We start from the raw sequence: 25,626 nt of genomic DNA on the forward strand, positions 1-25,626 counted from the left end.
GTAAGCGCTGTTTTCAGGCCACAGCTCTGAGGTCGTGACGGCAATAGGCCCACGGAAGCAACTGATCGATCTCGCTATTCGGATGACCATTGACGATCCTGGTGAGGACGTCGGTCAGGTAGGCAAGCGGATCGAGGTCGTTCAGCTTACAGGTTTCGACCAGGGAGGCGATGGTGGCCCAGTGCTCGGCACCGCCGTCGGAGCCTGCGAACAGCGCATTTTTACGGTTCAACGTGATCGGACGGATCGAGCGCTCGACGGCGTTATTGTCGAGCTCGATACGGCCATCATCGATGAAGCGCGTCAGGCCATCCCAGCGTGAGAGCGCATAACGGATGGCGTCTGCCAGCTTGCCCTTTTGGCTGATCAACGCGAGCTTTGCGCGGAGCCACAGCTCGAAGGCTTCCGCCAGCGGCCGGCTTTTCTGTTGTCGAACGAGACGACGTTCCTCGGCGCTGCGGCCGCGGATGTCCTTCTCGATGGCATAGAACTCGGCGATATGCTTGAGCGCCTCGCTCGCAATAGGCGCAGGACCGGGGGTGGCAAGTTCGTAGAAGTTACGCCGCATGTGCGACCAGCAGAATGCAAGCTGAACGTTGCCACGCTCGGCGAGCCTGCCATAGCCGGCATAGCCGTCGACCTGCAGGATCCCCTTGAAGCCTGCCAGATGAGCGATCGGTCGGTCGGCCTTGCGGTCGGGCGCATAGACATAGGCGACGCCCGGCGGATCGGCACCGCCCCATGGCCGGTCGTCCGCCGCATAGGCCCAGAGCTGACCGGTCTTGGTGCGCCCGCGGCCGGGATCGAGCACCGGCATCGTCGTCTCGTCGGCGAACAGCTTTGGCCGCTGCCTGAGCTTGCCAAGGAGCCGCTCATGCAACGGGCGCAGATGGAAGGCTGCCTGTCCCACCCAGTCCGCCAGCGTCGAACGATCAAGCTCAATGCCCTGGCGGGCGTAAATCTGCGCCTGCCGGTAGAGTGGCAGGTGATCGGCATATTTGGAGACCAGGACCTGGGCGACGGTGGCCTCGGTCGGCAGACCACCCTCGATCAGCCGGGCCGGGGCCGGCGCCTGCATGACACCGTCCTCGCAAGCCCGGCAGGCGTATTTGGGACGCCGGGTGACGAGGATCCGGAACTGCGCCGGGACCAGGTCCAGCCGCTCACTTCTATCCTCGCCGATCCGGTGCAACTCGCCCTGGCAACAGGAGCAGATCTTATTGTCGATATCGACGACGACCTCGATCCGCCGCAAGTGCGCTGGCAAGGCGCCACGGTTGATCCGGCGCTTGCGAGCCCGAGCCTCACGGCTTTCAGGTGCGCTGACGTCCTGCGCCGTCTCGCTGTACGCTGCGACCTGCTCGACATCTTCCAGGCCCAGCAGCATCTGATCTTCAGGCAAGGTCTCTGCCCGCCGGCCGAACCGATGCCGCTGCAATTCCTTGATGATCTGACGCAGCCGTTCGCTCTCGCACCGCTCGGCAAGCAGCATCGCTTTCAGCGTCTCGGGATCGTCAGGCAGGGCGTCGCTCACACGCAATTCAGAGCATATTCGCCGCCATCTGGCGACGCGCTCGATGCCCCTGATTCACTTCGCCGCAGCGCTGCCAACAACTATCCGGCTTGCGTTGGCGCTGGCGTCTCCCGTACCTCGTGGACACGCCGCCAGTCGAGCCCTTCCAACAGCGCCGACAATTGCGCCGCCGACAGACGCATCACGCCGTCCTCGATCTTCGGCCAGCGGAAGATCCCATCCTCAAGCCGTTTGGCGAACAGGCACAGACCCGTTCCGTCCCAGAACACCAGCTTGATCCGATCCGCCCGCTTGGCACGGAACACATAGACAGCTCCCGAGAATGGGTCAGCCCCCATGCTCTCGCGCACCAGGGTCGCAAGCCCTTCCATCCCCTTGCGGAAGTCCACCGGTTTGGTCGCCACCATCACCCGGACCGCACCCGACGGACCGATCACCGGCTCGCCTTCAGCGCCTGGACGATCGACGCAATCATTGCCGTGTCCGCACCACGACCGGCCCGGATCGTGATGCCGTCGACTTCGATCTCGATGATCCCGGCATCGCAACGGCAAGTTCGGACATCCGGTTTGGGTTTGCAGCGCGCCACTTTGCGCTCCCGGCCAAGAGCAGGCGCCGGCACTGCGACATCCACCACCGCCGGCACAAACTGCACTTCTTCTATTTCGGAATGACCGCCTGCTGCCTCTCGCAACTGACGTCGCCAGCCAAACAACTGCTGCGGTGACAATCCATGCCGTCGGGCTACCGAACAGACCGAGTCGCCGCTCGCCACAATCTCCGCGACGATCCGCGCCTTGTCCTCGTCGCTCCACTTCCGCCGACGGCCGGCGCCGGTGAAGACCTCAAGCCGCCGTACCGGCTCCGTGATAGCAGTATGCACTGTGTCCATTCTAAGCCTAACGGTCCAAATCGAACCGCAGACTCGCAGATCACCCCATCATCCGGTAGGTGGCCGCTGAACAGCGCTTACGCTTGTTCCCGGGGTTTCGGTGGTCAACCGGTGGTCGGTTTCAGCCCGCTCAGGTGCTCACCGGCATCCGGCAACGGCTGGCCGCCGGATAGGCATAGGCGCCGACGTCCAGCATGTTGTCGATCGCGTTGTAGCTGAGGGACTTGAGAGCGGAGTCGGGTTCGCAGTCGCGGGGGGAGACGGTTCAGCACGAAGAGTTATGTTCCTTATCACCGTAATTCCCGGCGCTATGCGAAGCATCTTTTCTACGTACTTCGGGGGGCTATGGGGCGCGAGCTCAGCGATTGGTCCTAGCACCACCGCTGGATCTCGGACCCAAGGGCGCCGCGCCCTTCGCATCATGTCATCCAAAATCGCACGAAAATCAATGAGCTTTGTCCGGCCCGGAAGGCAAGCTAGGTAAATCCTGTGCAACGGATGTCCAGAAAAAGAACTTCTCATTTTGCTCCCAGCACATCATTCGATTGATCGCTGAAGAGGCTTCCCGTGTCGCTTGAGGCGGAAATCTGAAATCTGCACGCCAAACGGTGCCCCAATCGTTGCTGTGCGTAACCAGTTGATTGGCCAACTCAAGGCTCAAGCTTTCAATGGTTTTCGCAGCATGGGCATGGCATTTTTTTACAAACGCCTCGTCATTCAACGATAGCTCGTCACTGCCTAGTATCAAGGGGGGATGATCTAGCACGAAACCAAGCGGTGGTACGGAACTCGACTCATTCGCCATTGCACAGCACCCGATAGATAGTAATCCAATTAACGCGCTTGCAATCATAAGGGACTTTGCGGCCGCCCGGGAGGCCGATCTCCGTACGGCGGATAGCCGGGTTCATCCCGGCGGAGGTTGTTTCGATCTGGCCTCAAATATCTCTCGCGCCGTACTGGAACAGGAACTACAAATAAACGCTTGATTGCCAGCAACCAGATCGTCCTTCGATTCGTTTCTGCCGCAAAATGAGCAGATTGGGTCATCGTGATCGGGTTCCCCGCCTTGGATTCTTTCGATCGCCATGGACAGCCACGTCAGCGCCTCCTTCCCAAATTTCTCGTGGCCTACCTCTCGAAACGTCAAAAAACTGAGCACTCCGATTAGAATGGCTTCATTGTAGCGCTGTCCTTCAAGAGCATTTGCCCAAATTGGCGCGAGCGCCTCGAATAATTTATCCTGATCATTCATGGCGTCCTGCTTTTCAGTCTTGGCCAGCTATGCCGGGCCCGAAGATTGTAGGAAGACCATACTTCCGACAAACAAGATAAGTCCTCACGCACAATCCGCGAGAGGATGACGTCGAATTTAGCGCACAAGCGCGATATGCTGCAGCGCAATCTAAGCCCACAGGTTCTGTGGGCCGCGTAGGTGGCGTTGGAGACGGTCCCGGCGACGGCCCCGGACCAGAGAAAAGCCCAGCGCGGTCGTCGAATTGTACGGGATTGTTAACGGCGTATCGATAGAGGTTGACCTCGCCGCTTGAAATTCCGATTGGATCTTCGGATACAAAACGGCCCCATGCAGGACTGTAGTAGCGATTCCGCAAATTGATCAGGCCAGTATTGTCGTTTTCACGCCCCGTGAACTGGAAGGTGTTGTCGGAGGCGGTACCTACTACCTGTAACGTTCCGTAGGGGTCGTAGCCGTAATTTGTCTGGACCGCACCAGCGCTAGAGAGTGCAATCGTCGAACCGAGGGCGTCAGTAAGGAACGTGGAGCCCGAACGCGACAGTCGCTCGTCAAGATCGAGCCCGATCAGCAGATCGGCACTAGGATTTCCACCCTGCTGCTCCTGCACAACATCCCAACTGTCGTAAAGAAATGATGTGGCAACACCAGCACGTGTGGCTGTCTGCCGGCGATTGAATGGGTCGTAGGTAAAAGTTGCGACCCCATCGATACTTTTTAGCCTATTTCGCGCATCCCATACATAGTTGCGGGCACCGTCATTCGTCAGGTTTCCTTCGGCGTCCCAAGTTGGTGCGATGGTAACGCCGGCAACTGTGCGCGACGTCAGGCGGTTCGCGAGGTCATAGGCTGCGCTCGTCACAGTAGACGGCAACACTGATTGGAAAAGGCTTCCTCCGCGCGACACGGTCCGTCCTGCGAAATCGTAGCCATACGTCAGTGTACCCAACGTAGTAGGTCCACTGACGTAGGTGATTGCGGTTAGTTGCGAGGAGGCATCCCATGTATACGTAGCGCTGATGCCGCCAGGCAACGTTGCCGCAGTGCGCCTGTTGACTGCATCATAACTGAATGTGACGCTAGTGCTGCCTTGGGTGATCGCCGTCAGCCGGTTGCCATTGTCGTAACTATAGGAGACCTGAGGTTGGCTGCCCGCTTGCATAGTCAGGCGACGTCCACCTGCATCGTAGGTGTAGCTGACCGTCCCCTGTGGGGTGGTCTCACTGGCGATGCGATCTAGACCATCGTAGACTCGGCTCACCGTACCGCCCAAGCTATCATTTACCTGTGTCAAGCGGCCGCCGAGGTCCCATGTGAACCCTACCGTGCTGCCATCCGCATAGCTTACGGACGCAGGTCGATTCAGGGCGTCGTAGGTTGTCGCGGTCGCCCGCCCTTTACGGTCACTGGTTGCCGTTACATTGCCTAAAGCATCCCGCTGCGTGACGCTCGATACCGCGTTAAGCGGATCGACCTGCGTTGCTAGCCGTGCGAAGGAATCATATGTGAACGCAATCGCGCCTCCACGCGCATCGGTAACGCCAGAGAGATGGCCAATAGCTGTGTAGCTATTAGTGATGACGCCTCCGTTGCCATCAATTGTTTGCGAAACGCCATTGATCGGATCGTGGGTCGTCTGCGTCAGGCCTCCAGAGGAGTCGGTGGTCCGGACCGGCCGACCAATACCATCCGTGGAGTATTTCGTTATACGGCCAAGCGGGTCAGTGGTGGAGACGAGATCTCCATCCAAACCATAATTAAACTGTGTGCGATTATTAAGGGTGTCGGTCGCGGTCAACGGGATGCCCGCGGAATTGTAGGTGAAAGTCGTGCTATTGCCGTTTGCATCAGTCACCGCAGTCAACAATCCTAGACCATTTCGCTGGTAGGTAGTTACGTGCCCAAGCGGATCGGTGGTGCTGGTGAGCTGGTTGAATACCGGGTCGTAAGTGCTGACTGTTGTGACAGCGTTTGATGTGCCGGCAAGCCGCGTCGTATTCAACACATTGCCCGAGGCGTCAAAGGTGAGGTCGGTCCGCCGACCGAGAGGATCGGTAATCGACGTCGGCAGATTCGAGACGGGGTCTCGTACGTAGGTCCAAGTCGATTGCTGCGGCGTGCCGACTGCGAACGTATCGGTCAGCGTATAGCCGGCGCTGTTGAACGTCGAAATACGCTGATTACCCCGAGGGTCCGTCGCCGTTACGGTGTACGGACCGGAGCTACCGCCGCTTGCCGGAATCGAGTAGGCTAGCGTGTATGTTCCGCCATCGGCGAGCGTCTGCGTGACGACCCGGTCGGCCGCATCGTAAGCGTTCGTCAGATAGGTGACGCCGCGGGCATCTTTGATCGATTGGATGCGGTTCGAGCTGTCCCATGTGTAGGTCGTGACACCGCCGTTGGCGTCGGTCACCGTCGAAAGACGGCTGAGGGTATCGTAGGCGTAGCTGACCGTGCGACCGATATTGTCGACGGCCTGCGTGATACAATTGTTGCTGTTGTAGCTAAGGCGAACGAAGCGTCCGTTGGACCCACTGACTTGAGTAATGTTGCCGGAGATTCCGTTGGAATGCGTCAGGGTGATCCTGTTGCCAAATCGGTCCTGGATGTACTGCAGCGGCGCGTTTTCGCCGAAGACGTACAACATGCCGTCAGTCCGGATCAGGTTCCAACCATTGCCGTTCCAGTCGATCCTCGATTGATAGAAGGCACCCGGCGTGTTGGTCGTGAAGTGGGCTGTCGTCCAACCATTGTCAGTCGGATTGTTGGGGTCAATGATCCGCGTGTAATGCACCGATCCGCCATCCGGCAGGACGAGATCCACTTCCTGGTACTGGTTGGCTGAATATAGCTTCGTACCATAGAGCAGCGATATGCCGACACCGAACTCGCGCCGATTGTAATCGCCCGGACGGTAGGTCCGCCTCAGCTGCAACGGCGTCACACCGCCAAGCGACAGATCGGTATCCGATTGTACGAAGAGGCCCGACGCAAGATCGACAGGATCGCAGCAGCCTGGCGGTGGCGGTTCTGGCTTCGTCTTGGGCGGCGGCGGCGGCGGCGGTGGACAGGTTCGGGTGTTGACGCAGGCCGGCGGCGGCGGACCGCCCTGACTGAACATCGCGCCCGAGAGGGCATAGATGCGCGTCTCCGGATCTGGCACCACCTGCCATCCGTCGGCCGTGACCGATCCCGCACCGTAGGGCGACCATCCGAGACCATCTGGCTCGTAACGCCAGAATGCACCACGCGCCTTGGGGAGCTCGTGTCCATAATTGGGGTAGACGACCTGCATCCCGAGCCACTGACCATCGGTGCTGCTGATCACGGCCCCGCCAGGCTGCGCCGTGAAGTAGATGGGCACCTCGACGTGGCGTGGCAGCGGAAATGGCGGACGGTTGACGGGGATCGCCGTCAGACTGACACGGGTGACAGCTTCGCCGTCAATTCCCGTCAGCACCGCGCCCTTCGGAATACGCAGCTCCAATCCGGGAATGCGCGGCGTCGTAGCGACGGCATCGTCTGCCAACGGCACTCCGAGCACCGTCTCGTGCTCATGATCGATGCGCGGCAGCCAGCTTACCCAAGGTAGTGCTGTGGTCCGCCCAACCTCCGCCTTCACGCGCGTCTCATGGATGCCGTGATCGATCTCAGCCGATTCATTAGGCTTGCGGGCCTTGCGACCATCGATCACCAGAACGGCTTCGCCCGGGCCGACCCCCTCTAAAAGATACAGGCCGTGTTCGTCGGTCTGAGTGCGCACCGTACCCATGCGCAAGATCACACCTTGCAACGGCGTTCCATTTGTTGCTAACACGCGCCCCGCAACCGCAGTCACACCGTCCGCGGCCAAGCGCAGCGCCGGGCTGCCTTCCGGTGCGGGATCGGAGGGCGCATCGCGCCAGGAAAGCTCGGCAGCAGGTGTCGGTGCAACGGGCAGAGCTGGTGGGGTTGGTTCGACAACTCGCTCCACGGCAGGAACGGTCGTAGCTTGCACCAGTGACATCAGGCCCGGTTCGAGACCGATCAAGGCAGCCAGCAGCACGCGCGTCGACAGGGTCATCAAGCTTGTAAAGGTCATCGGTCGGCTCATCTGCATAGCTTCACTCACTGCTGCTTCGTTCGCATCTGCTTCTGCATTCGGATTTGATCAGGCGTGATCCGGCTCGGCGGCGGCTGTCGCGTGCGGGTCTGAGGATCGCATTCGGCACTGGAAAAGTCGGTGAGCACCACACCTGCATCCGGGATCACCTGCCGACCGTCACTGCTCACGGTCCCCTGGCCATAGGGAGCCCAGCCGTTACCATCAGGCTCATAACGCCACAGCGTGGCGCGGGCCTTCGGCAACTCCTTGTCGAAATTCGGAAACACAAGCTTCGCCGTGCCGATGCCGCCTTTGGCGTCATAAAGACATGCCGCGCCCGGCTGGATGATGAAGAAGGTCGGGATGTTCGCATTGGCCGGCAGAGGTACCGGCGTCCGATCGGCGGGTACCGCCGTGATCCCGACGCGACGCGCCTCGCGCCCATCGACATCACGGATCACGACACCCGCATCGATGCGCAGCTCAAGATCGGGGATGCCCGGCGCGCGCACAACCACCTCGCCGCGCGTCGGCACGCTCAACGTCACATCATGACTGTGATCGATGAGCGGCAGCCAGCTCTTGTAGGGCAGCACGTTCGTTTGCCCCGGCTTTGCCTCCACGCGCGCTTGATAGAAGCCGTAGTCGGCATCGCGTTTGGCTCCGGCGTGCCGACCATCGATGTGAAGCACGCTTGCTCCGGGCTTGACATAAGTGAGGAGGAACCGCCCGCCTGCGTCAGACGTCGCCTTCGCGCCCACCGCGCTCAGCTCCACACCAGGCAGCCCTCGCCCATCGAGATCCACGACCTGACCCGAGAGCGACGTAACGCCATCCGGTCCCTGCAATGGAGCATCGGGTTTGTTGTCGCCCGGGGGCACCGGGTCGGCCCAAGTGACGCTCGCAACGCTCAGCATCGCGATCGCTGTCAACAAAACGCGCTTCATTCTTGAAGCAACAACCGCATTCGCTCTGATTACGATCATGGCGTGCTCACCCCAACGCTGAAGGTACCGATCGATGTGCTCGTGGGATCAACGACGACCGTATAGGTCCCAGCCGTCGGCAAGGTCAGCGAGCCGCTCGAATACCCATTATTGCAGGTGCCGTCTCCGCGCAGCGAGCTCCCATCTGGCTTCTTCGTCGTGATGTTGAAGCAAGCCCCCGAGGGCGTGCTGCTTACCCTTCCAACCGTCACTGTAACGCTCTGGCTCGCGGCGCCCGCGAAGGTCACCTGAATCGCCTGGCCCGGGACCGTTACATCATAGTTGGCCGCCGCCTGCCCGACACTTGTCGCTCCGGTCGTGTCCGGCGGAACGTCGTACAGCGTGAACGTTCCTGTGCCGACCCCCAGACTGTTTGGATTGAATAGAATTGTGTACGCGCCAGTGACAGGTAGAACCAACACATCCGTAAAGAATGACGCGTAGTTCGCACAGTTGTTGGAAAACAACTGCGTTGTACCATTCGGCTGCACAATCGTTAGAGGTGAACAGCCCGTCACGAGCCCGCTAGTCAGTGTCATCAACAGACTGACGCGTTGATTGGCTGTGCCAGCAAATGTCATGCTCATATTCTGGCCAGGCGCTGTCGTCGTCAACGATACAGTGCCGCCGCCTGGTGTAATCGTCGCACTGACATCCGCCGGCACATCGTACAGATTGAACGTAATCGTGCCTGTGTTCACGCCTCCTGGATTAACTTGAATGGTGTAAGTGCCTGCGACGGGTAGCACCAAAATGTCGCTGAAGAAGTTACCCGAGCCGCAATCCTGTCTAGCGTAAACCTGCGTAGTGCCATCAGGCTGCAGTACATACGTGTTCCAGCAAGAAAAACCGTTTTGCTGCAACAGTAGGCTCACTCGCTGGTTCGCTGCACCGGTGAACGTTAGGCTCATGTTCTGGCCGGGCACCGTTGTCGTCAGTGACACCGCACTGCCGCCCGGCGTGATCGTTCCGGACGCATCCGGGGGAACATTGAACAACGTAAGCGTGAGCGTACCTGTTTGGAAGCTGCCGGGATTGATCTTGATCGTGTACGTTCCGGACAGCGGCAGTACCAGAACGTCCGTGAAGAATGTACCGCCGCCACAATATGACGTGGAATAGAACTGGGTCGTTCCATCCGGCTGCAGCACCTTCATATCCCAACAGGAAAAGCCACTGTTTTGGGTCGTCAGGTTGATGCGTTGGTTAGCTGTCCCACTGAACGTGAGAGTCATGTTCTGGCCGGGAGCCGTCGTTGTCACCGGCACCGCGCTGCCACCGGCCGTCAAAGTCCCAGTCGCATCTGGCGGCACGTTGTATAGCGTGAATTGAAGCGTACCGGTTTGGAAGCTACCTGGATTGATCAGGATCGAGTACGTCCCCGACGCAGGCAATATGAGAACATCCGTGAAGAACGTCCCGCCGCCACAGTATGAGGTCGAATAGAATTGGGTTACTCCATCCGGCTGAAACACTTTCATGTCCCAGCAAGAGAAACCGCTGGCCTGTGTGGTAAGGCTGATCGATTGGTTGACCGTCCCGCTGAACGTCAGGCTCATATTCTGACCAGGCGCGGTCGTTGTCATCGGAACGGTGCCGCCGCCGGCAGTTAGAGTTGCGGTCAAATCCTGCGGAACGTCATACAGACTGAACGTGGCTGTACCAGTGGTCGGACCAGACTGATCGAACAGGATTGTGTACGTTCCTGCCACCGGTAACACCAAGACATCCGTGAACAGCGTCCCCGAGCCGCAGAATGCGTTGTAATAAATCTGTCCCCGTTTGTCCGGCGTCAAAACGGTCACGGTCCAACTACAACCGCCTGCTTGGGTAGTCAGGCTGACCCTCTCGTTGGCAACTCCAGTAAAGGTAAGGCTTGCGTTCTGCCCGGCCCCCGTCGTCGTTAGCGACACCGGACTACCGCCCGCAGTTATGGTGCCAGCCAGATCCGGCGGCACGTCGACGAGTTTAATAGTTATCGACCCCGTAGGTGAATTACCTCCTGGTGCGATGAACACTGAATACGTCCCGGTTTGGGCTATTATGGCAGTGTCCGCGAACGATCCAGTCGACGATGTGGTTGATCCAAGCACCGATGCGTCCGGCCCCAAAATCTGCACCCCGTTTCCGAACGACGATGCTGTCACTTGAGCCGCGAGCCGTCGCCCTGCAGTCGCGTCGAACTGGATCAGCCCGAACTGACCCGCTGTTGCGATGTTGAGCGTCACCGAATTTCCAATCGACGATGCAACCACCGATCCGATATTGCTCGGGGCATACGGCACCGGCGTTACCGTAAGATAGCTGCTGGACGCGCCCGTGCCTTCCGGCGTGACAACCGTTACGATGCCGGACGACACAATAGGAACCACTGCGGTCAGCGTGGTCGCATTCGCAGAACTCACCTGGGCGTACCGCCCATTTACGAGGACCTTGTTGTTGCCAACGACCGAGTCGAAGTTCGTCCCGGTTATCGTGATCGTATCCCCTGGCTTCACCTGAGTGGGGGACACCGACGCAATCGTCGGCGTGCCCAAAGTTGGAATCGTAAAGCTGGCGGTCGAGGTCGCGCTACCGGCCGGCGAGGTCACGGACACCGGCCCTGTCGTTGCCCCAGACGGCACGGCGACCGTAATTTGAGTCGCGCTGACGGCTGTCGGAGATGCCGAAACACCGTTGAATGACACGGTTGTATCAGCCAGAGATCCGAATCCCGTACCGAAGATCGTGACTACGTCGCCGGCGCGCCCGCGGCTCGGGGATGCCTGCGCTACGACGAGATCGGTTATCGGCTTGCGCACCACCGAAAGGATGTTGCCGACAGCGTCGTAGTTGTACTGCGCACTGCCATTTGCCGGATCGACCACCACGGTCAATCTGCCAGCGGGATCGTAATAGTATTGCGCGCTGTCCGCCCGCACGGCGGCGCAACCGCCAAACCAGATCGCAACTGCCGAGACAAGAACGGCAATTGCCTCTAACGCTAACTTGTTTCGTTTTGACTTGGGTGGGGTGAACTCTGGGATCTCGGGGAGAGAACCGGGCACATAGGACGCCAAAATCCGGCGAACAACTGCAAATGATTGCATACGGCACCACCAGCGCGACAAGGCACACGCCCTCCAGACGCGGAGCGGCGAAGCCAGATTCCAGAAGGATGGAGTAGAATTCCTGTCCCGCGCTCAGTGAGACACAAATCTCGCACAGGTTGCAAGTCCATTTCTTAACGCAGCGAGGCTCACTAACTCAAAAAACTTGTTCACTACCTTACGTCGTATAGTTTGTTCTCTGAACACATCTACAGCTAAATGCTTGAGAGCAAAGCAATGGCAGCCGTGCGCACGCGAACCGTGGAACCCGATTACACCTCGCCGATATCAGTCAAAAAAAATTTGCCGTTGACGCCTCTTTGTCGATCGAACAGTCGAGACGCTCTTGCCGCACCTCACAGGCGATCGGAGGGGCGTAAGGCCAAGGCACTTAGTTGAACCGCTTTTTTGCCTAAAATTCCCGAGGATATCGACGATATCCGCATCTTCCTGGCCTGACGATGAGGATGGCGCCGACATTTTCTGGTCTCATAATCTTTCCATCGCGCGAGTGGAACTCGTCGCGCGACAGCGTTTTCCACAGCCGTCTCCCGACGCCACATAAACAGCTTAAGCTCAATAACTAACGCCTTATCGCGCATCATCTTCGATTTCGCCCCTCGCGGTCACGGCAATCATTCCGAGCATTATACCGATGCGCTTTATTCTCTCTTTGACAACCGAATGAAATCAATTCACTACTATACGTAGTGCTCTCTGCGTACGGCAGTGATGAAACAAGTCGTCGACATTGTTGGATTTGAGCTTGGTGTTCGTGTTTGCGGGGTCCTAAGCGCTGCTATCCGCTGGTGGATCAACGAGCTCGTCCAGTCGATTCCATCTTCAATCCGGCTTAAACTCTCGGCGCGGCACGATAAACGCTATGTCCGAGTGCATGGCGAGCAAGTCGAAATCACCGACAGCAATTTTCGGACCGGAAGTTGGAAATTGCTACCTTGCCCAGAGGACGTCAGGCAATCAACGCCTGACCCCGTCGCGCTGCTGCTACCTGCCGCAATGGTCCTGCGTCGCGTTATCGAGCTCCCAATCGCGGCCAAAGCCACCCTGCATGAAACGGCTTCGTTCCAAATTGGGCGTGTAACGCCGTTCAAACCAGGCGAAGTCCACTACGTTGCACGGACATTGGCGCAGGACCGCCTGAAGAAGACCATTCGCGCCGAAATTGCCGTGACACCACGCGAAGCGCTCAAGCGTGCCCTTGAAAGCATCAGCTCCTATGGCCTCCAACCTACGGCGATATTCGTCGAGGGCGATACATCGCAACCGGCTTTTGATTATCTCCCGCAGATTGGCGCAAACGTCACGCCCCAAACCCAGTCTTTGACGAGATGGGCAATCGTTGTCGGCGCTTGTCTGCTGATCAGCGCGCCTTTTCTGGCGGCCTTTCGGCTCCATCTCCTTGCCGAAAAGGCGCGGAACCAAGTAGCTCTTGCCGCGAAGATTGCCGCAAAGGCGTCCGACTCCCAAACAAAACTGGACACGCTCATCTCATCAGAGAGCTTCTTGCCGGATCGACTGCGCGGCCCGCACTCTTTGGAAGTCCTTGATGGGCTCAGTCGTCAGATACCGGACACATCCTGGGTGTTTCGTCTCGAAATTCGTGCAGACAATGCCATCATGTCCGGTCTCTCGTCCGATCTCCCTGCACTACTGCAGCAGCTGGCGCGACCGCCATTTTCCACGCCCGAACTGACGTCGCCGGTCGTCCAGGGCATTGCAGGCGGTCCGGCGAGGTTTGAGTTGCGCGTGCGGTACGGGTCAGGCCAATGACGCTCTCGCCGCTTGCAGGTCGACTGATAGCATTGGGACTCCTCGCAAATCTGTGTTGGGCTGTTGGCGCCTTTGCAGCCGCGCCTCTCTTGCGACAAGTCGCCGTAGATCGCGAGACCATTGCGAGTTCGAACGAGTTGTTGGCTCGATATCACCGTCTCGAGGCTAGCTTGCCCGCTATCCAAGCACAACTCGATGAGCTCCAAGGAAGGAGCGATACGGGCCGATATTTCTTTGCATCAACATCGCCGGCACTCGCAGCAGCCGAGATGCAGAACTCGCTTCGAGGACTGGTTTCGGGCAGTGGCGCACTCTTGCGCAACAGCAAAGGCCTGCAAGCCGCAGTAGAAAAGGGCTTTGATCGTATCGGTCTTGACCTCGACCTAACCGCATCCCCTGCCGAGTTGAGCAAGCTACTGCGAGCAGTAGCCGGCGCGGAACCGATTGTTGTGGTGGAGCGACTATTTGCACAAGTGCCTGAGACCGGTGCGACATCAACGGCCACAGACGGGCAACCCACCCTGACCATCAACCTGCGGCTTGTCTCTTATTCAAGGCGGACGGGCGGCGCCAAATGATAGTGGCTTGGACCGCACCGATACGCGTCGCTGTATTCACTCTTGCAGGCGGCTTTGGCGCCATCACCTTGGGATGGGCTGTCTCAGCCAATACCGAGACGCCAGCCTCGACCTTGCCGCCAAGGGCGAGCGCGGCGCTCCTGCCGCAAATGCCCTCACGGAACTTGACCTCAAACTTTGAAGCTGTCGTAGAGCGCCCTCTGTTTTCACAAACGAGAAGGCCAACACCTCCGAAGCTGACCGCGGCCGAGCCGCAGGCTCAAGCGGCGGCTCCGGCACCACCTCCGCCACCATTAGCCGCGACGCTTCTTGGGATCATCATCTCGCCCAACGTTAAATCCGCCGTCGTTCGGATGAGTAGCGGCAAGAGTGTCACCGTGATCGAAGGCGGCTCGATAGACGGCTGGGAGCTCAGGCGGATCGAGCCCGACCTTGCACAATTTCGCTACAAGGACGCCTATCTCGAATTGTCATTTCCCACTCACCAAACCTCGCCTGCTCAGATCGCGCGTACAGCCGCTCCAGGGGCGCTCGTGCGCAGAAGGCAATGATCGATGAGGTTTGGTCGTCAAAAACGTTTTCTCCCGCGGCTGCTCATCGGGCTTCCTCTCTTGGCCGTGCTCGGCGCATGCCAGACGTTTGGCCCGTCCATTCCGGATCAGGCACTGGATGACACCAGCCCCGGTCCTTTTCGTCCCTTTCGATCGTCGATGAATGCGACGCCACAGGCGAGAGCTCCTCTCTCTTCGGCAGACGCCAGCGCCGCTGGCGGCTCGCCTATCCTGGTGCATGGCACCAACGACCTACCGGCCATCACCCCAGACGTTCCGACCTCAACAATCAAGAACGGCGAGTATGTGCTCAATTTCGACAACGTCGATATTCGTGATGTTCTCAAAACCGTCCTAACCGACATGCTTGGGATCAACTACGTCGTTGATCCAGTGATCCAAGGCACGATCTCACTGCGCACGGCCAAACCTCTTTCGCGTGCAGCTGTTCTGCCAGCATTTGAGGAAGCTCTCAAATTGGCTGGTGCAGCCCTCGTTCCTGGCTCCTCTGGCTATCAAGTGGTGCCAATCGCAAGTGCAGCGCAACGCGGCGCAATCGGTGTCGCCGGAAACTCACTCGGTCCTGGGTACCAGGTTAGGCTCGTTCCCTTGCGCTACGTTACCGCGCCCGATGTTCAGCGCGTCCTCGACCCCCTCGTGCCGCCCGGGACGGTGATTCCAGCGGCGGCATCTAACGCCAGCCTGATCACGCTGGCAGGCACTGCGAGTGATGTTGATCGAGCTGAGCGTGCGATAGCAATGTTCGACGTCAATTGGCTACGCAGTCAATCCTTCGGACTATTTCCTTTGCGCTACTCCTCGGCCGCCAGTGTCGCGGAAGGCCTCAATAGCGTCATAGGAAAGCAGGGACCGCTAGCCGGAGCCGTACGGATCGTTCCTATTGCACATCTCAATGCCATTCTGGTCGTTTCAAAGAATTACGCCCACGTAGAGGAGATGCGTACCTGGGTCGAGCGCTTCGATCGCGGCCGCAACGTCTTGAAGCCCCGGCTATTTGTCTACTACGTCCAGAATGGGCGGGCGCGGGATCTAGCGAGCGTGTTGACGAAGGCTCTATCGCAATCCCGGGGCGGCAACACTTCAGCTGCTACGAGTTCGCCTTCCGCCCCGACGACCGACGACATTTCCCCTGCGACCGATTCCCCGCAGCCAAGCATGCCGAACGCGTCGGGTCTCAACTCACCACTTGCTAACTCATCCGGCGGAGGCTCTGGCGCGGTACCGGCGTCACTCATCACACCAATTGGTTCAACCACGATGTCCACGCCGGACGGCCCAGGGAACGATGCAAGTACTGCATTGACCGACCTACGGATCACCGCCGACGAACCCAACAACGCCCTTCTGATCATGACGACGCCGGAGCGATACGCTCAAGTCGAATCTGCGTTGGTCAGGCTCGATGCCGCTCCGTTGCAGGTCATGCTGGAAGCCTCAATCGCCGAAGTCGATCTCAACGATGGCTTCCGATATGGCGTCCAAGTGTCCCTGGAGAAGGGTGCCTTCTCGGCTTTGAGCTCGGCGGTCGCCGCTACGGCGTTGGGTCCAAGTACCGGTGGTCTCTCAGCCGCCCTCCTCCGCAGTGATATCAAGGCAACATTAGACTTTCTGTCCAACTATACGACGGTCCGCGTGATCTCCGCGCCGAAGCTGATGGTCTTGAATAATCGAACCGCATCTCTCCAGGTCGGAGATCAGGTTCCTATCGCCACCTCGTCGTCAGTAAGCAACATTACACCTAACGCACCGACCGTTAACTCGATCCAAATGTACGACACGGGCATCATCCTTCGTGTCACCCCTCGCGTGAATCGTAATGGCAGGGTGCTGATGGACATCGCGCAAGAGGTCAGCCAGAGCGTTCCGACCACTACATCCACGCTGAACAGCCCGACGATTCAGCAGCGCCGCGTTGCCACCTCTGTAGTTGTCGAGGACGGTCAAACCGTGGCCATCGGAGGACTGATCAAGGACAGCCGTGCGCGCGATCGGACCGGTCTCCCTTGGCTCAAGGACGTTCCCGGCGTTGGACCGCTCTTCGGAACGAGCGACGATCGGACCGACCGAACTGAGCTTCTGGTCCTAATTCAGCCTCATGTCATTCGCAATGCCGCCTCGGCCGAGGCGGCGACAGATGAACTTAGTGCAAAACTCCCAATGCTCCATGACAGCTTTCGCGCGCCGCGACGCCCCTGAACATCGAGATAGAGGCTTTGCACTCGTTCTCGTGCTTTGGGCTCTGCTCTTGCTATCGGTCCTTGCCAGCAGCTTCCTGCTCGAGGCCCGGGCGGGCAAAGCAATTGCGAATACCGAGGTGCTTCAACTCAGAGGTCGTATGCTCGCGGACGGCGCCATCAATCGCGTTATTCTCTCGCTGCTTGATCCGCGCGATCCGTTACGGCTCCCACTTGACGGCTCATCCCGCGAGATCGATTTTCTCGGCGAGCATGTCCTTCTCAGCTGTGAAAGCGAGGCCGGAAAACTCGATCTGAATGCTGCCTCGCTCCAACAGCTCCGCTCGATATTCCAAGCGCAGGGCTTGTCGAACGATGAGGCCGAGTTCATTGCTCGGCAGATCGAGGTTTGGCGCTCTCCCCTGCGGAATTCACCTGTCGAGCCTGTCCTGGCTTTGTACACGGAGGCCGGCCGCACGTACGGTCCGCGGTTTGCGCCGTTTCGATCCGTTGACGAACTGCGTCTCGTCATTGGAATGAACGATGCGCTCCAGGCTGCGATAGCTCCCTTCATGACCGTGTGGTCCAGCAGCGGAACAGTCGATCTAAGCGTCGCGAAGGACGCTCTTCTCCGTGTTCTTGCCGCAGAGAACGATAACTTCGCCTCGGCTCAGCTGGCCGCCAAGCAGAACGGTAACGCAGCCGGAACCAATCGAATGGCTACCGTCGGAGACGTCCTGACGATTGTCTCCATTGCTGAGCTCTCGGACGTAACCGTGAGACGCTCCGCCTCCATCCAGCTTTCGGGCGACCGGAATGAACCCTATCGAGTCCTCACATGGCAATAAGGGGAGCCCCAATCCATGTCGTATGGGCGATGATTTCTGCTTGGAAAGCAAGCGGACGACTAAAGCCGGTGCTCCCGTTCATTCTCGGTCTCAGCCTCGCAATTTGGGTAAACGTGGAGATATCCACGTCAGGTACGCCGGCGGTCATCCCTTCTGAGGCTTTGGTGTCGTTGGGCAAGCACTTGTTTCGCGCACCATCATTGTCCGGCGATGGCTCCGTGTCGTGCCAGCACTGCCACATTCCAGCCTTGGGCTTTTCGGGAGATCGACCTCTTGCCGTGGGCGTCGCTGGCTTCACGAGCGCCAGACACGCGCCGTCGCTTCTTGGGTTGGCGAAGACGAAAGCTCTCATGTGGGATGGAAGAGCTGCCGATCTGCGTAGCCAGGCGGCGATCCCTCTTGAATCGCCCGAGATGGCGATCAATTGGCCCGTTGCACTACAGCGCCTCAGTTTCGACGACACCACGAACAAACTGGTTGCCGAGCTTGGGGGAGCCAAACTCGACCGCGATCTGATCCTAGACTCGCTTGCGGCCTACGTCGCGTCCCTCGTGCCTAGAGAATCCCGCTTTGATCGGTACTATATTCACCGCGAAGAGCAGGCTCTGACGCCTCAAGAGATACTCGGCTTTCGGCTCTTTACGCACAAAGCGCATTGCTCGGGTTGCCATCTCATTGCGGGAGCAGAGGCACCTTTTACGGACGGACGTTTTCACGCAACCGGCGTCGGATGCGGAGCGAGTTCGTGTCCCGATGTCGGTCGCGCTGCGATCACCGGCAATCAGGCCGACTTCGCAGCCTTCAAAACCCCGAGTCTTCGGGGCGTCGCGCTCCGCCGATACCTCATGCATGATGGGAGCATTATGTCTCTACGGGCAGCCGTCGAGCGATACAACAGCGGCATTGCTAGAGCATCGGTCAAGGATGGCCGGCTGGGTCCTCTCTACCTGAGCGATGATGAGATTAGCGCCGTGGTCGCATTTCTCGGCGCTTTGACACCAGAGAACCTGATCAGCACTGAGAGTGCTTCGGTAAGCTCCAGCACAGAGGGGACCAGATAATGCTAGTCGGCATTGCTCTTACGTTTGTCGGCAAGATGAAACAGCGTGGATCCGTCAGTGGAAAGGCCAACGCCGCCACAGTCGCCGACGATGGCTTCACGCTATTGGAGCTTCTGGTGGTCATTGCAATCCTGGGCCTTCTAGTCGGGCTGGTTGCGCCGGTAGCTCTTCGGCAGCTCGGGGGGGCGCGCGTTTCCATCGCCCAACAATCAATAGAGCGGCTGGGTTCGATTCTTGAGATCTACAAACTGGACGTCGGCGGCTTTCCGACGACGGAGCAAGGATTGCAGGCTCTCATAATACGCCCTACCGCCGCACAAAGATGGAACGGCCCCTACGTTAAGGGGGATGCCGTCCCGCTGGATGCCTGGGGTCGTCCATACATCTATCGAAGCCCCTCCCAGCGTCCCGGGCGGGACTACGATCTGTGTTCAAAAGGGGACTCCGGGGACACTGGCAACAGTAGTCCGGAGCTAATTTGCAACGCCTCATAACAACTAATTCCTCGCAGGCTGCACATTCATGCCGCAGGCACTTCAGCTTTTTTCGTGGCCCGCTGCGGTCTGCCTTTCACCGCTCGCCGGAAGCTTTGCCGGCGTGGTCATACGCAGACTCCCGACACGGCGCGATCTCTTCTGGTCGCGCTCGCACTGCGACGCCTGCAATTGCAGCCTCTCACCTCTGTGTCTCGTGCCTATCGTCAGCTATTTGGTGCTACGGGGCCGATGCGCTATGTGCGGTGCGTCAATATCTGCCTTTCATCCCGCGGTCGAACTGTCCTGCGTAGCCATCGCTTGCTGGGCGGCTGTCGTCGACAGCACGCCCGTTTGGCTATGGGCCGCCTGCATCCTCGGCTGGGCACTCCTTATTCTGTCTTGGATCGACGCAGAGCATCTCCGTCTGCCGGACGCACTGACTCTGCCACTTCTCATCGCTGGCGTAGTTATGCAGGGCGTGCTCGCACCCGAAAAACTGCCTGCGAGCCTAATCGGGATTTTCCTCGGTTACACCTGCTTTCGCGGGATTGCGATGGCGTATCGGGCCATCCGCGGCCGCGAGGGACTCGGCGCAGGTGACGCAAAGCTCATGGCTGCAGCTGGCGCATGGCTTGGATGGAGCGTATTACCTGACGTTATTCTTCTCGCAGCCCTTCTCGGGATTTTAGCGACCATGCTTGGCCAGATCAAAGGTCAAGCAATTGACCGACGTACAACTATCCCCTTTGGGCCGTTTCTATCGGCAGCGATCTGGCTGACGTACGTCTACGGTCCTTTGCTCCTTCCGCAGCTTGATTGAGATGACGGAGTGGGGCTCCTGGCCCCCTTTAGTTCGAACATGGCAAGTCTGAACGGAGGATTGAACACGGCCCGGCGGTCGTTAGAGGCGCGATAATCAGCTCCTCAGATTGCCCGCGCCAATTAAAGCGCATTCGCACGAGTTGAGGTAATCGTTGCTGGGCCTGCCAACTGTCTCGCCATCGGGGTTGGTCGCTATCGGTCGCACCAAAGTACGCGAACGCTCCATCTTCTGCTCCCTCAAGAGTTTCCTCCAACGGAGCCGACGCAAGACTTTTCTGACCAGAGAGTGATCCGCGATCCAGCTGCCAGACAATGCTGAGCCTACTGTCCCCCGTGAAGCCAATCGTGTAGGCTACGATGTCTTGAGCACCGAAGCGCGGAGCCAGCGGCGCGAGAAAGTTGACGTGATCTCGCGTTCCTTCAAATCGTACCATTCCGTGAGACCAACTGCCGAGCTTCTCCGACGAGGCTCTCGATACGAGTTGCCTCATCTGTTTTTCTATTGCAAAGAGCTCTTCGCTCTCACTGTTGCGCAACAATGTTCGCTGCCAACTGACAGATGCCGCGCGCAAACCAGATGCAGCCAAGACTCCCATCATGCCCATGAGCGCGAGCACAACTAGGAGTTCGACCAGCGTCAAGCCTGCGTCGCGAGGAGCCTGAGTGGGATTCATCGTGACCTTGGACCGATCAGCAATGTCTGAAGATGCAGCACTTCCCCGCGACCATCCGCCGGAACAACGTCCAACGTGACGATATGAGCTCCGAGTGGAGGCTGGGGCCCATCTGCCTCGATTGGATCGAATGGTTCGAGATGAAGATCCCAGTGCTGTCCATCTCGCAAGTCTCCACTTAAGGAGGAGCCGTCGAGCGCAATCGAGCGGCCCAATGATGCGACCAGATTTTCCGCCGCATGCGCCGTCCGTGATGCCCGCTCGGTGGAAGTGCCAGCCAACAACCCGCCGCCAAAGGCGACGTAATATGCGGCGAGCCCGGTGATGAGAATAACGAGGGCGATCAGAACCTCCAGAAGCGTGAACCCGCGATCCTTTCCAGAACACTCAATCATCCTGTCGAACCCTTCCATCGAACCCTCGCACGCCGATATAGATAGCGGCAGCGTTCCCCTGTTGCAGGGCAAGCCTTCCTCCGGTCGCGCTCCCGTCGGGAAAAAATTTCACTTCGCCAGTGGCAGCCGAGACAAGTTTGTCGTCAGGCGACACGAGTGTGAGCGATATCCCACTCGGCAGCGCTCTCCGATGCCCCTCGGGTAGCAGCCGGTACCCGCTTTCATCCGTCGCTAGCGCAGTAATCCGTCCTCGCCGAATGGCATCATTCCGGCTGAGGCGCAAATCCACAACGAGTGCGTGCGCGCTTGCCCGCAATCGCGCGCCTTCGTTCAACTTCAGCTTCGGAAGAGCTATCGCGGTCAACCCTCCAAGGATCGCCAGAACCACTAACAACTCGAGAAGAGTGAAGCCGATATCGGTCCTTTGGGAGATAGCCTTGCACATCTTCAGTGCAGGAGATCGTTGATGCCAAGCACAGCTAGCATCACGGAAGCGATAATTCCGGCTACGAGGCCGCCGAGACCGATCGTTAGGATCGGAACAAGTAGAGCGAGTGCACGGTCAAGCGTACGCTGAACTTCGGAATCCAGAAGGTCCGCTAAGCGGAGCAATATTGAATCGAGGCGTCCCGTTGTCTCGCCAATCCTGATCATCTGCACCGCAAGTTCAGGAAATATGTTGGCCTGCGCGAGCGGTCCCACGAGGCCGCTACCTCCCCTGACAGCTCCGATTACACGCTCAATCGCGTTGATAATGCTCCGATTGGCGAGCACGGGGCGCGCAAGTATTAAGGAGGGCGCCAGAGTTATTCCCCCGCCAATCAGCGTCCCAAGCACTCGAGAAAAGCGCGCTGCTTCCGCCCGTCGGATCGTCAGTCCCAGCACTGGAACTCGCAGTAGCAGAGCATCCATTCGAGCACGAATGCTTGGGTCGGCTAGGAAATGTCGGCCGATCACGAGGGAGAGACCAATAAGTGCGACGCCCACCCACCAAAACTGCCTGAGCGAGATGCTCGCAGCAAACGCCATACGTGTCAGTAGTGGCAACCTTCCTCCAGCTTCGGCAAAGACGGGCTCGAGCTGTGGAAGGACCACGAGTAACACCAACAAAACCGATCCGGCCGCCGTCGCCAGCAGCACGGCCGGATAAATCAGGGCAGAACGGATAGACTGCCGCACGGCTTCTGCCCGCGTGAGTTGATCCGCAAGGCGGCCGAGGGTCGAAGCCAGGGCGCCACTTGCTTCGCCAGCTCGGACCATGGCAACAACCAGAGGCGGAAAGGTGTCGCCGTGTGCCCCCATGGCATCTGAAAGACCTGCCCCTCCGCGAAGCCGCCTCAGAAGGTCTGCAGCAAGGTCCTTGATTGCGGTCCGCCCCTCGGAACCTGCCAGCAGCGACAGTGCGGCTTCAAGAGCGACGCCAGCGTCGAGCAAAAGAGCAAGACGGCCCACCAGATCCGCGGCAAGTTTGGGTCCGCGCCGCCTGGCGCCGCCAATTTCCTGCGAGAGCAGAGCCCGCAGACCAGTCGCAGGTTGAAAAAGCTCAAGAGTTAGTGGCAGGTGGCCTTGCGACTGCAATCGCGCCGCGGCCGCATCTCGATCGGTCGCCTCAACTTGCCCTCGCGCGACGGAACCATCCGGCGCAACAGCCTTGTATTGGAAATGGGCCATTGTGCCCTACACGTACCGGTAGCCAACCCTAATATCAACACGCCTGTGTGCTCAAGTGGCTCGCGTCGCAGCGAGCACTTCCTCAACAGTTGTTTGTCCCGCCAGAGCTTTTTCCATGCCATGAGCCTGCATCGTCCGCATTCCCTGGTTGACAGCAACGCGCGCAATGTCAGTGGCCGACGCTCGTTTCAAGACCATTTCACGGACCGCGTCAGTTAGAGATAGGATTTCCAAGATGGTCGTGCGACCTCGGTAGCCGCTGCCGCCACATGAAGTACAGCCGCCTGGCTGGAACAGAGACATCGGCTTGTCACCGGGAACACCCAAGCGGCTCAAATAGCTTGAGCTCGCCTCATAAGGTACCCGGCAGTCTGGACACAAAGTCCGCACGAGACGCTGAGCGAGAATGGCGTTGCAGGTCGAGGCGATCAGATAGTCCTCGACTCCCATGTCCAGCAAACGAGTGACGCCCGTAGCTGCATCATTTGTATGCAGGGTCGAGAGCACCAAATGCCCTGTAAGAGCAACTTGAACCGCGATCTGTGCGGTCTCCAGGTCGCGGATTTCGCCGACCATGACCACATTGGGATTGTGTCGCAAGAACGAACGTAATGCGCGAGCAAAATTAAGCCCAATTCCCGGCTGCACCTGGACTTGTTGAACCCCGGCGAGCTGATACTCGACGGGATCCTCAATTGTCATTAGCTTGCGATCGGATGTGTTAAGCAAGGAAAGAGCGGCATAGAGCGAAGTGGTCTTGCCGCTTCCAGTCGGTCCTGTGACAAGGATCATTCCGTGCGGCGCACGGAGCAAAGGCGCTAATTCCGCCATTGCCCACTCATCAAAGCCCAGCGCATTGAAATCAAGCTGAACCTGAGCTCGGTCCAGAACGCGGATCACGACGCTTTCGCCGTGGGATGTGGGGGTCGTTGCGACGCGAAAATCGATCTCTTGCCCGCGAACGGCGTGAGCTATCCGCCCATCTTGCGGTAACCTCCGTTCAGCGATGTCTAGGCCGGCCATCAGCTTTACTCGGCTTACGACAGCGTCGCGCAGCCGCAGGGGGACCGCAGGGTTCAACAATCGAAGCCGGCCATCCACACGTAGTCGTACGGTCAGGCCATCAGAGGTTGGCTCAAGATGAAGATCAGAACCTCTCTCATCAACGGAGCGTCCGAGGAGATTGTTCACGAGCCGTATCACCGGGGCGTCGCTAGCAGCCTCGCGTAAACGGTCGAGGTCCGACGTTTCAATGCCAGATCCGGCAAAATCATCGTCAATATTTGCGTGGATTTCATCTGCCACATCAGCCTGACTAACCGAAAAAAGCCGGTCGAGCGCCGTATCGATGTCTGTCGGCAACGCAACGTACCGGTGTACGGGTCTCCCAACGAATAACGAGACCGCCTCAGCGGTAGCGTCGTCCGACGGGTTTGCCATAGCGAGAGCCAACTCACCGTCCGCCTCTTTGGCGAAGGGTAATGCACGAGTGTGTCGCAGGAACTCCGGGCTCAAGCCGCCGTAGGGCAACTTCTCGCTTGGCAACGATTCTGAATCGATACGCGGCAAATCGAGCGCCTTGGAAAAGGCGTCCGCCATCTCATGTTCGGTGACGAGTCCAAGACGAGTCAAAGCGAATGAAATTGTCTCACCGGTTTCGGCGGACAATCGACGCGCCCGTGAAAGCGATTCCTGATTCAGATGTCCAGCATCGACCAATATCGAAATTGGATCGATTGACCGTCGATCTGCTTCGGTAGTTGACATCGCTTCTCACAGAGAACTGAATGCATGTCTCTTAGCTGAATTAGTACAAGTCTGCAACCATTGATAGATCAGCCTGCCCTCATCGTCGCTTGCGAAACCACAGAGTTCACGCGGATTGCGGCGGTGAACGGGAAGCTTTCCCTGAAGCGGCTCGACCTATCCGATGGCCCCAACGAGGACGCAGTGAACCGAGTACTCCTTGGCAAGGAAATCTGGGCGGCGGCCGCCAAAAAGCTCGCTAAAGGCGCAGCCGTCCGAAAACTCGCAATTGCCTACGTCACTGAAGACCATGTTGGATGCCAACGATCGCATGATCCGGATGGGCAGACGGATGCGAAGCTGCTCCGAAGCCTGCATGATGCTAGGTCGGACGAGAGGCGGTCCGAAGGAAAGCGACATAGGCTCGTTGCCTAATGTGAGCCAAGATCGACTTCAAGCACTATTTCGGCGGAGGCGCTGCGCAGCTGCCCCAATGCGTCGCCGATGACATTGAACAGAAGTGGAAAAATGCCGGCTATGTCGGGCGGCTCTGATCTACATACAACATCAAGGAAGCGGTTCTGCCGGACGGCCTTCGAGTCGCCTTGGCCTCCGTCGAGACGGACAGAGTAGATCACAACGCCGAGAGTGGACTCCCCGGCTGGCCGCCAAAAACACCGTTTGAAAAACCGTTTTAGTCCGTCGGTCTCAGACGGTTTCTCTTGCTAAGGTCTTGATTATATGGTGGGCGCACCAGGGCTCGAACCTGGGACCCGCTGATTAAGAAACGTATGATTTGCCAAGAAAAACAATGCCCATTCCGACAACCGGGCCGCTAGACCTGCGTTGAGCTTTCAGAACGTATTCTCTGTGTCGGAATGACTGGCTGTCTCAATTTGACGAGACCGGAGAAGCCGGCGGACCGGCGATGCTGTAGCTGGCGAACCTCAGGCAGACCCCCACCATCGCCAAGGCGCT

General features: G+C 58.7%; 20 protein-coding genes. 7 read left to right on the plus strand and 13 right to left on the minus strand.

The window, feature by feature from the left end:
• Positions 1 to 13: 13 nt before the first annotated feature.
• The 8 genes from tnpC to UB31_RS22240 form a co-directional block, all read right to left on the minus strand.
• On the minus strand, positions 14 to 1,492 hold the full coding sequence (gene tnpC, locus UB31_RS22215; RefSeq protein ID WP_045010987.1) for an IS66 family transposase: 1,479 nt from the start codon (positions 1,490 to 1,492) through the stop codon (positions 14 to 16).
• A 122-nt stretch (positions 1,493 to 1,614) separates the two neighbouring features.
• Positions 1,615 to 1,971: an IS66 family insertion sequence element accessory protein TnpB gene (tnpB, locus tag UB31_RS22220; protein WP_045004130.1), complete on the minus strand. Its 357-nt coding sequence runs from the start codon at positions 1,969 to 1,971 to the stop codon at positions 1,615 to 1,617.
• The gene (gene tnpA, locus UB31_RS22225; protein ID WP_045005335.1) at positions 1,968 to 2,426 is read right to left on the minus strand and encodes an IS66-like element accessory protein TnpA; all 459 of its coding nucleotides are present in this window, start codon (positions 2,424 to 2,426) and stop codon (positions 1,968 to 1,970) included. The genes tnpB and tnpA overlap by 4 nt, the downstream gene beginning before the upstream one ends.
• A gap of 445 nt (positions 2,427 to 2,871) precedes the next feature.
• Positions 2,872 to 3,147: a hypothetical protein gene (locus tag UB31_RS41585; protein ID WP_156175492.1), complete on the minus strand. Its 276-nt coding sequence runs from the start codon at positions 3,145 to 3,147 to the stop codon at positions 2,872 to 2,874.
• Positions 3,148 to 3,333: 186 nt separating this feature from the next.
• Entirely contained in the window at positions 3,334 to 3,681 is a 348-nt protein-coding gene (locus UB31_RS40575) for a ClpX C4-type zinc finger protein (RefSeq protein WP_082078585.1), read from the minus strand.
• Between the two features lie 13 nt (positions 3,682 to 3,694).
• Entirely contained in the window at positions 3,695 to 7,762 is a 4,068-nt protein-coding gene (locus tag UB31_RS22230; RefSeq protein ID WP_197090841.1) for an RHS repeat-associated core domain-containing protein, read from the minus strand.
• 26 nt (positions 7,763 to 7,788) lie between these two features.
• Entirely contained in the window at positions 7,789 to 8,697 is a 909-nt protein-coding gene (locus tag UB31_RS22235) for a carboxypeptidase-like regulatory domain-containing protein (protein WP_210168182.1), read from the minus strand.
• Between the two features lie 50 nt (positions 8,698 to 8,747).
• Positions 8,748 to 11,840 (minus strand): IPT/TIG domain-containing protein, encoded by a 3,093-nt coding sequence (locus tag UB31_RS22240; protein WP_082078586.1) that lies wholly within the window; start codon positions 11,838 to 11,840, stop codon positions 8,748 to 8,750.
• Positions 11,841 to 12,572: 732 nt separating this feature from the next.
• Between UB31_RS22240 and UB31_RS22245 the strand changes: the two genes are divergently transcribed.
• From UB31_RS22245 to UB31_RS22275, 7 genes are all read left to right on the plus strand, one after another.
• The gene (locus UB31_RS22245; protein ID WP_156175493.1) at positions 12,573 to 13,631 is read left to right on the plus strand and encodes a PilN domain-containing protein; all 1,059 of its coding nucleotides are present in this window, start codon (positions 12,573 to 12,575) and stop codon (positions 13,629 to 13,631) included.
• Entirely contained in the window at positions 13,628 to 14,209 is a 582-nt protein-coding gene (gene gspM / locus UB31_RS40580) for a type II secretion system protein GspM (RefSeq protein WP_082078587.1), read from the plus strand. The genes UB31_RS22245 and gspM overlap by 4 nt, the downstream gene beginning before the upstream one ends.
• A 554-nt stretch (positions 14,210 to 14,763) precedes the next feature.
• Positions 14,764 to 16,977 carry a type II secretion system secretin GspD gene (gene gspD, locus UB31_RS22255; RefSeq protein WP_045012413.1) on the plus strand — a complete coding sequence of 738 codons (2,214 nt, stop codon included), beginning with the start codon at positions 14,764 to 14,766 and terminating at the stop codon, positions 16,975 to 16,977.
• Entirely contained in the window at positions 16,916 to 17,803 is an 888-nt protein-coding gene (locus UB31_RS39940; protein ID WP_197090843.1) for a type II secretion system protein GspK, read from the plus strand. Before gspD ends, UB31_RS39940 begins: the two co-directional genes overlap by 62 nt.
• Positions 17,794 to 18,864, plus strand: a complete 1,071-nt coding sequence (locus tag UB31_RS22265) for a cytochrome-c peroxidase (RefSeq protein ID WP_082078589.1) — start codon at positions 17,794 to 17,796, stop codon at positions 18,862 to 18,864. Before UB31_RS39940 ends, UB31_RS22265 begins: the two co-directional genes overlap by 10 nt.
• Positions 18,864 to 19,358, plus strand: coding sequence for a type II secretion system major pseudopilin GspG (gene gspG, locus UB31_RS22270; RefSeq protein WP_197090844.1), 495 nt, complete (start codon positions 18,864 to 18,866; stop codon positions 19,356 to 19,358). Before UB31_RS22265 ends, gspG begins: the two co-directional genes overlap by 1 nt.
• A gap of 28 nt (positions 19,359 to 19,386) precedes the next feature.
• On the plus strand, positions 19,387 to 20,160 hold the full coding sequence (locus tag UB31_RS22275) for a prepilin peptidase (protein WP_045012414.1): 774 nt from the start codon (positions 19,387 to 19,389) through the stop codon (positions 20,158 to 20,160).
• A gap of 28 nt (positions 20,161 to 20,188) precedes the next feature.
• On the opposite strand, the gene UB31_RS43040 is transcribed toward UB31_RS22275, so the two are convergent.
• From UB31_RS43040 to UB31_RS22295, 5 genes are read right to left on the minus strand one after another with little or no spacing between them, the layout of a single operon-like run.
• Entirely contained in the window at positions 20,189 to 20,836 is a 648-nt protein-coding gene (locus tag UB31_RS43040) for a prepilin-type N-terminal cleavage/methylation domain-containing protein (protein ID WP_045012415.1), read from the minus strand.
• Positions 20,833 to 21,249: a type IV pilus modification PilV family protein gene (locus tag UB31_RS40585; protein WP_082078590.1), complete on the minus strand. Its 417-nt coding sequence runs from the start codon at positions 21,247 to 21,249 to the stop codon at positions 20,833 to 20,835. Before UB31_RS40585 ends, UB31_RS43040 begins: the two co-directional genes overlap by 4 nt.
• Complete coding sequence (locus UB31_RS43045; RefSeq protein ID WP_045012416.1) at positions 21,224 to 21,676, minus strand: GspH/FimT family pseudopilin; 453 nt, start codon at positions 21,674 to 21,676, stop codon at positions 21,224 to 21,226. Before UB31_RS43045 ends, UB31_RS40585 begins: the two co-directional genes overlap by 26 nt.
• 2 nt (positions 21,677 to 21,678) lie before the next feature.
• Positions 21,679 to 22,902: a type II secretion system F family protein gene (locus UB31_RS22290; RefSeq protein WP_045012417.1), complete on the minus strand. Its 1,224-nt coding sequence runs from the start codon at positions 22,900 to 22,902 to the stop codon at positions 21,679 to 21,681.
• A gap of 51 nt (positions 22,903 to 22,953) precedes the next feature.
• Positions 22,954 to 24,669 (minus strand): GspE/PulE family protein, encoded by a 1,716-nt coding sequence (locus tag UB31_RS22295; RefSeq protein WP_045012418.1) that lies wholly within the window; start codon positions 24,667 to 24,669, stop codon positions 22,954 to 22,956.
• Between the last annotated feature and the right edge of the window lie 957 nt (positions 24,670 to 25,626).

The organism is Bradyrhizobium sp. LTSP849 (genome assembly GCF_000938255.1).
GTDB lineage: Bacteria > Pseudomonadota > Alphaproteobacteria > Rhizobiales > Xanthobacteraceae > Bradyrhizobium.